Origin of the sequence: Bradyrhizobium sp. SHOUNA76 (assembly GCF_023006445.1) — a bacterium.
In the GTDB taxonomy this organism is placed as follows: domain Bacteria; phylum Pseudomonadota; class Alphaproteobacteria; order Rhizobiales; family Xanthobacteraceae; genus Bradyrhizobium.
In genome coordinates, this window is record NZ_JALBHA010000368.1 from 1 (window position 1) to 6,714 (window position 6,714).

At 64.6% G+C, this 6,714-nt stretch carries 7 protein-coding genes and 1 pseudogene; 3 read left to right on the top strand and 5 right to left on the bottom strand.

The genetic code is table 11. The annotated features are described in order from the left end of the window. Positions 1-584 (top strand): ABC transporter permease (locus tag MOV74_RS27715; protein ID WP_246929761.1); only part of this gene is annotated, 584 nt, incomplete at its 5' end. Between the two features lie 111 nt (positions 585-695). On the opposite strand, the gene gtdA is transcribed toward MOV74_RS27715, so the two are convergent. Next, positions 696-1,736 (bottom strand): gentisate 1,2-dioxygenase, encoded by a 1,041-nt coding sequence (gene gtdA / locus MOV74_RS27720; protein WP_246929764.1) that lies wholly within the window; start codon positions 1,734-1,736, stop codon positions 696-698. A 208-nt stretch (positions 1,737-1,944) separates the two neighbouring features. On the opposite strand from gtdA, the gene maiA reads away from it, so the two are divergent. Together maiA and MOV74_RS27730 are read left to right on the top strand one after the other, a co-directional pair. Next, a complete protein-coding gene (maiA, locus tag MOV74_RS27725; protein WP_246929765.1) occupies positions 1,945-2,577 on the top strand; it encodes a maleylacetoacetate isomerase in 633 nt (210 codons plus the stop codon). After that, positions 2,567-3,079 (top strand): MarR family winged helix-turn-helix transcriptional regulator, encoded by a 513-nt coding sequence (locus MOV74_RS27730; RefSeq protein ID WP_246929766.1) that lies wholly within the window; start codon positions 2,567-2,569, stop codon positions 3,077-3,079. Before maiA ends, MOV74_RS27730 begins: the two co-directional genes overlap by 11 nt. Positions 3,080-3,244: 165 nt before the next feature. On the opposite strand, the gene MOV74_RS27735 is transcribed toward MOV74_RS27730, so the two are convergent. The 4 genes and pseudogenes from MOV74_RS27735 to MOV74_RS27750 form a co-directional block, all read right to left on the bottom strand. Next, the gene (locus tag MOV74_RS27735) at positions 3,245-4,858 is read right to left on the bottom strand and encodes a benzoate-CoA ligase family protein (RefSeq protein ID WP_246929767.1); all 1,614 of its coding nucleotides are present in this window, start codon (positions 4,856-4,858) and stop codon (positions 3,245-3,247) included. Beyond that, positions 4,855-5,994: an FAD-dependent monooxygenase gene (locus MOV74_RS27740; protein ID WP_246929769.1), complete on the bottom strand. Its 1,140-nt coding sequence runs from the start codon at positions 5,992-5,994 to the stop codon at positions 4,855-4,857. Before MOV74_RS27740 ends, MOV74_RS27735 begins: the two co-directional genes overlap by 4 nt. 193 nt (positions 5,995-6,187) lie before the next feature. Next, complete coding sequence (locus MOV74_RS27745) at positions 6,188-6,403, bottom strand: hypothetical protein (RefSeq protein WP_028175115.1); 216 nt, start codon at positions 6,401-6,403, stop codon at positions 6,188-6,190. Positions 6,404-6,522: 119 nt separating this feature from the next. Then, positions 6,523-6,714 (bottom strand): annotated as a pseudogene (locus MOV74_RS27750) (hypothetical protein); the annotation flags it as partial.

Genomic DNA, 6,714 nt, shown 5'->3' on the forward strand with positions numbered 1-6,714 from the left:
AACATTTGTCGGCCTCGCTGCTGCGCATCGGCGTCGGCTGGCTGCTGGGCACCGCGGCAGGGATCGCGGTCGGCTTCGCCATCGGCCTGTCGCGGCTGGCGCGCAGCGTCGGCATCACGTTCATCTCCGCGCTGTTCCCGATCCCGAAAATTGCGCTGCTGCCGCTGTTGATCCTTTGGCTTGGCATCGGCGAAGAGCCGAAGATCGCGACCATTGCGCTCGGGGTGTTCTTCTCGACCGCGATCTCGGTCTATAGCGGCGTCGACGCGGTGCCGCGCAATCTGGTCCGCATGGCGCAAAGCTTCAACGTTCCCTTCGCCACCATCGTGCGTAAGGTGATCTGGCCCGGCGCGCTGCCCGCGATCCTCGCCGGCTTCCGCATCACCGCCTCCGTGGCGCTCTTGCTCGTCGTCAGCGCCGAGATGATCGGCGCCCAATACGGCATCGGCGCCTTCGTGCTCCAGGCCGGCAATCTGATGCAGACCGATCAGCTGCTCGCCGGCGTGGTGATCCTGTCGGTGTTTGGCCTCGCGGTCGGGAAGGTGATCGGCTGGCTGGAGACGCGGCTGTTGCACTGGCGGTAGCGGCTCACCGCAGCCGTAGGGTGGGCAAAGCGCAAGCGTGCCCACCACCTCTCCATGAGTCGCGAAGACGTGGGCACGGCGCTTCGCGCCTTTGCCCACCCTACGAGACCGTCACGCGTTCCCGCGATCTTCGCGGAACAGATCCAGCTTCTGCTGCACCGGCCGATCCGAGAAGCTGAACAGCACGGCGTCCTCATCCGCCTCGTGCGTGACCCAATGCCAGCTCGGCACCACGAACAGATCGCGCGGGCCCCACTCGAATACCGCATCGCCAATGCGGCTGCGGCCGCGGCCCTCGATCGGGCAGAACACTGTGGCATCCGTCGACCGATAGCGCGCGGTCTTGAATCCCTTCGGCAGCAGCTGGATGAAGGTGCCGATCGTCGGCATCGCGAAATCGCCGGTCTCGGGATTGCTGAACTTCAGCTTCAGCCCGTGACAGGCGTCCCATTCCTGACTCGCCCTCGCCTTCTCCAGGGCTTCACGGGTGTAGGCATAGGGATAGCTGAAGATCGGCGAGGTTTTCGACGAACGCTTCACGTCGACCGGCAAGAGATTGTGGCCGTAGCGCGCAAAGCTGTCGCCGGCAGGCCTCGTGATCTTCTGCTGGTCTTCTTTCGAGCCTTCCGCAAAAGAGCAGTCGAAGAACTGCACCAAGGGGATGTCGAGGCCGTCGAGCCAGAACATCGGCTCGCTGGTCTCGTTGGAATGATCGTGCCAGGTCATCGACGGCGTGATGATGAAATCGCCGGGCTCCATCGCGGTGCGCTCGCCGTCGACCGCAGTGTGGGCGCCCTTGCCTTCGAGCACGAAGCGCAGCGCCGACTGGCTGTGACGATGCGCCGGCGCGACGTCGCCCGGCACCACCATCTGCACGCCGGCATAGAGCGAGGTCGTGATCTTGGACTGGCCGCGCAAGCCCGGGTTCTCCAGCACCAGCACGCGCCGCTCGGCCTCCTTGGCGGTGATGAGCTTGCCGGCTTCCGTCATGTAGTCGCGGATGACGTCGAATTTCCACAAATGAGGCCGGCAGGCGCTCTTCGGCTCCGGCGTGATCAGATCGCTCATCACCGTCCACAGCGCGGTGAGGTTTTCGCCGTCGATCTTCCTGTAGAACGCCTCGCGTTCCGGCGTCTTGGTCACGGCTTCCATGGTTGCTGCTCCCGATCGTTTTGTTGATTGACAGTATACTGACGATCTAGGTAGCGTCAACGTGGCGAAGATTGCCAAAGCCGTCGTTCCGGGGCGGCTCGAAGAGCCGAACTCCGGTGCGCAGTTGCGCACCGGAGAACCTCGAGGTTCCAGGTTCGATGCTGGCGCATCGCCCCGGAATGACGGGGAAAGTTCAGGGAGGGTTTCGATGAAGCTGCACGGCTATTTCCGCTCCAGCGCCGCCTATCGGGTGCGGATCGCGCTGAACCTCAAGGGCCTCAAGGCCGCGCATCTGCCGCATCATTTGCGCAAGGGCGAGCAATGCGCGCCCGCCTATCTCGCCATCAATCCGCAAGGCCTGGTGCCGGCGTTGGAGAGCGATGCGGGTACAGTGCTGACCCAATCGGTGGCGATCATCGAATGGCTCGACGAGACGCACCCCAATCCGCCGCTGCTGCCGAAGGATCCGCTGCGGCGCGCCAAGGTGCGGGCGTTCGCGCTGGCGATCGCGTGCGACACCCACCCGGTGCAGAACCTGAAGGTGCTGGCGCGGCTGCGCGAGCTTGGCCTGCCCGAGGAGAAGGTCCAGGACTGGGCCGCATGGGTCAACCGCGAGGGGCTGTCGGCCTGCGAGACGCTGATCAGGGACGAGCCCGGCCCGTTCTGCTTCGGCGATGCGCCGACGCTGGCCGATCTCTGTCTGGTGCCGCAGCTCGCCAATGCGCGCCGCTTCGGTGTCGATATCTCGGCCTATCCGCGCCTGCTGGGGGCGGAAGCTGCCGCCAAGGCGCTCGCAGCTTTCGCCGATGCCGCACCGGAGAAGCAGCCCGATGCCGAGTAAGCCGCCCGCTCCGATCACGATCGATGCCGTCTATGCCGCGCCGGGCTATCTGTTCCGGCGCATGCAGCAGATCGCGGTCTCGATCTTCATGGAGGAGTGCAAGGCGTTTGACCTCACCCCGGTGCAATATGCGGCGCTGATCGCGATCCACACCCATCCCGGCATCGACGCGACGCGGCTGTCGGCTGTGATCGCATTTGACCGCTCCACGCTCGGCAGCGTGATCGAACGGCTGCAGGCCAAGGATTATATCGAGCGCAAGCCGGCGCCCGAGGACAAGCGGATCAAGCTGCTCCACCTGACGAAATCAGGCGCCGCGATCCTGCGCGAGATCATCCCCGCCGTCGAGCGCGCCCAGGCGCGCATGCTGGAGCCGCTGAAGCCCGCGGACCGCAAGACGCTGATGGGTCTGCTGGTGCAGCTCGTCGATCTCAACAACGAAGCGTCACGCGTGCCGCTGCGGGCCGAGGATGCGCTGGAGCATCTGGGGAAGGCAGGGTGAGAGTGGGTGTGTGGGGCGACGTTGGCGCCTCACGCTCATATCTCGTAGGGTGGGCAAAGGCGCCCTTGTGCCGTGCCTACGACCTCTCTCTAACGGACCAGAAGTGGTGGGCACGCTTCGCTTTGCCCACCCTACGATTGCGGTGCGTGGAACTCCGTCCTCGCCTCACATCCTCAGCAACGCCTGCCGATCGATCTTCCCCGTGCCCGTCTTCGGCAACTCGTCGATGAAGATCACCTCGCGCGGATATTTGTAAGGCAGCAGCTTGCCCTTGACGTAATCCTGCAATCGCCGCGTCGCGTCACCCTGGTTAAACGCGCGGTTGTTCATCACCACCACGGCCTTCAGCGTCATGCGGCGGTCCGGCAGCTCGGCGGCGAACACGGCGCATTCGCGGATATCGGGGTGGTCGGCGAGGCAGAGCTCGACCTCGAGCGGGTAGACCCACTGGCCCGAGATCTTGATGAGATCATCGGCGCGGCCGCGGAAGAAGTGGAAGCCGTCGGCATCCCTGATGAAGCGGTCGCCGGTGTAGATCCAGCCGCCCTCGCGGATCGTCTCGGCGGATTTGTCCGGCCGGTTCCAGTACAGCGGCGTGTTGGAATCGCCGCGGACCCACAAAATGCCTTCCTCGTTGTCGTCGACCTCGCGGCCGTCCTTGTCGCGGAGCGCGACCTCATAGCCGGGCACGCGCAGACCGGCGGCGCCGAGCTTCTTCTGCTCGGGCCGGTTGGAGAGATAGATGTGCAGCACCTCGGTCGAGCCGAGGCCCTCGACGATCTCGAGGCCGGTGAGCGTCTTCCAGCCGTTGAAGACTTCGGCCGAGAGCACCTCGGCCGCTGAGAGCGACATGCGCAGCGACGAGAAATTCGTCAGTTGCGCGCCCTCGGCCTTGGTCAGTGAGGTGTAGAGCGTCGGCAGGCCGAAGAAGACCGTCGGCCTGTACTGCTCGATCGCCGCAAAGATCGATGCGGGTTTCGGCTGGCCCGGCAGCAGCAGCGTTGCCCCTCCCGCCGAGAACGGGAAGGTGACGGAATTGCCGAAGCCATAGGCGAAAAAGATTTTGGGCACCGAGAAGCAGATGTCGTCAGGCGTCAGCCTCAATACGTTCTGCGCAAAGGCGGCCTCGCTATAGGCCATGTCGTGCTGGAGATGCACGATGCCCTTGGGCCGTCCGGTGGAGCCGGACGAGTACATCCAGAACGCCATCTCGTTGCGATGGGTGTCCGCTTCCGCCATCTCGGCCGGGAATTGCGCGAGCCATCCTGCGGCAGAGATCGCCGCGGGCGCGGCATGATCGCCCACCGCTCCGTTGACGACGATCAGCGTGCGCAGGCCCATCTCCTTGCACGCCTCCGCATTGAAGCGCGCCGCGAACTCGGCATCCGCCACCGCAACCGCCGCGCCGGAATCGGCAAGATAGAATTGCAGGAGATCCGGCGGCGTCAGCGTGTTGATCAGGAGCGGCACGAAGCCGGCGCGCACCGCGCCGAAGAAGGCAGCCGGGTAGGCCGGGGTGTCGTCGAGGAACAACAGCACGCGGTCGCCGCGCGTGAGGCCAAGCGATGCAAAACCGTTGCCCCAGCGGCAAGCCTCCGCGCAGAGCTCGGCATAGGTCCGCGTACCCGCGGGACCCAACAGCGCAAGCTTGTCGCCGCGGCCCTTGGCGAGATTGTCGAACAGCACGCGGCTGGCGTTGTAGATTTGCGGAACGGCAAAGCCGATCTCGCGTGTCCCTTCGCTGTCGGCGGGCACCTGGTCGCGAATTTCGTTGGTCATGCCTCGTCTCCGCCGTTCTTGGCCGCCTCGTACCGGGCCGCGAAAGCCGGCGACATCGCGCGCAGCCGGGAATCGTCGATACGGCCGGAGCGGGTGATGTAGCTGTAGGCGAAATCCATCAGGTCGAGCGTCATGTGCTCGGCAAAGTGCTCGTACCAGGACGCCGACGTGCGCGCGGCGTTGACGAGCTTCTCTACTACCGGTTTTCGCGCGGCCTGGTAGCGATGCAACGCGGTCGCAAGATGCGCATCCGATTCCAGCGCCTTGACCAGCGCAATGGCGTCCTCGATCGCAAGCCGCGTGCCCGAACCGATCGAGAAATGCGCGGAATGCAGGGCGTCGCCGAGCAGCACCATGTTCTTGAACGACCAATGCTCGTTCCAGACCCAGGGAAAGTTGCGCCAGACCGATTTATTGGAGACGAGGCAATGGCCGCCGAGCGTGTCCGCGAACACCTCCTCGCAGACGCCCTTGGACTGTTCGACGTCCTTGTAGGCAAAGCCGTAGGCTTGCCAGGTGGCTTGGTCGCATTCGACCAGGAAGGTGCTCATGGCCGGCGAGTAACGATAATGATGGGCGTTGAAGGCGCCGCGGTCGGTCTTCACGAAGGTCTGCGACAGCGTGTCGAACCGCTTCGAGGTGCCGTACCAGACGAACTTGTTGGAGGAGTAGGACAGCGAGGTGCCGAAATCGCCCTCGTAGGCGCGGCGCACCAGCGAATTCAGCCCGTCCGCGGCGACGATCAGATCGTGCCCATTGAGCTGGTCGATGGCGTGGACCGGCGTATCGAAGCGCGGGGTGACGCCGACGTCGAGCGCGCGCTGCTGCAGAAATCTCAGGAGCTCGAGCCGCCCGATCGAGGAGAAGCCGACCCCGTCGATGGCGACGCTGTCGCCGCCGAGGTTCAGCGTGATGTTCTCCCAGCTCTCCATATGCGGCGCGATCGCATCGACCGTTTCGGGGTCGTCGGCGCGCAGGAATTCCAGGGCCTGGTCGGAGAACACGACGCCAAAGCCCCAGGTCGCGTCGGCCGGGTTCTGTTCGAACAGGTCGACCTGATCCTCGGGGTGACGCTTCTTCCAGAGATGGGCGAAGTAGAGCCCACCGGGCCCCCCGCCAATCACGGCGATCCGCAACGTCTGCCTCCCTAATTGACAGTATACTTACTATCTAGGGGTAGACTAATGTGCTCCGGCGTCCTGCGCCAGCGGAATTATTGGCCAAGCGCGGGCGCGTCGAAGCCCATCTTCGGACACACGTTCAACGCATGTCCGAAACCGTCAGGTCCGAATCATAGCCAAACCGCGCCGGCTTGGCCATCCGCTCGGTTTAGACGCAGCGCTTTACGTAAACGCCGTTGACCAGCACCCGGGTGCAGCGGACCACCGGAACCGGCTTGCGGACAACGACAGCCGCGTTCGGGCCGGCGCAACCGGCGCGATAGACCCCGCGGGCGCACACCACCGCATTGGCATCGGTGGCCTCGAACGTCATGGTCGCTCCGAAGGCGAGGAGTGCAGAAGCAACGAGCAGCAATGAACGCATGTTGTCCTCCCGGCTTGTCGTGATCGAAATCGGATATCTGCAATCGATTTGTCGTTGCAGGCGTGCGGAAATTCATTCACCGCACGCCGCCAAACATTGACGCGCGAATGCGAACCGCATCATCTCGCCGCGAACGGAGCGAGCACGTCCTTGCACGCGGGCGATAGCGAGGCTGCCCTGTTGGAGATGCATTGAATGATGCGACCGCCGCCGGGCGCGACGCCGGCGCAGAGCGAGCGGATGTCGGCGCCGCACGCAGACCTCACGATGAACAGCTCTTCGCGCGGCAGCAAGGGGCGCAAAACGATCAC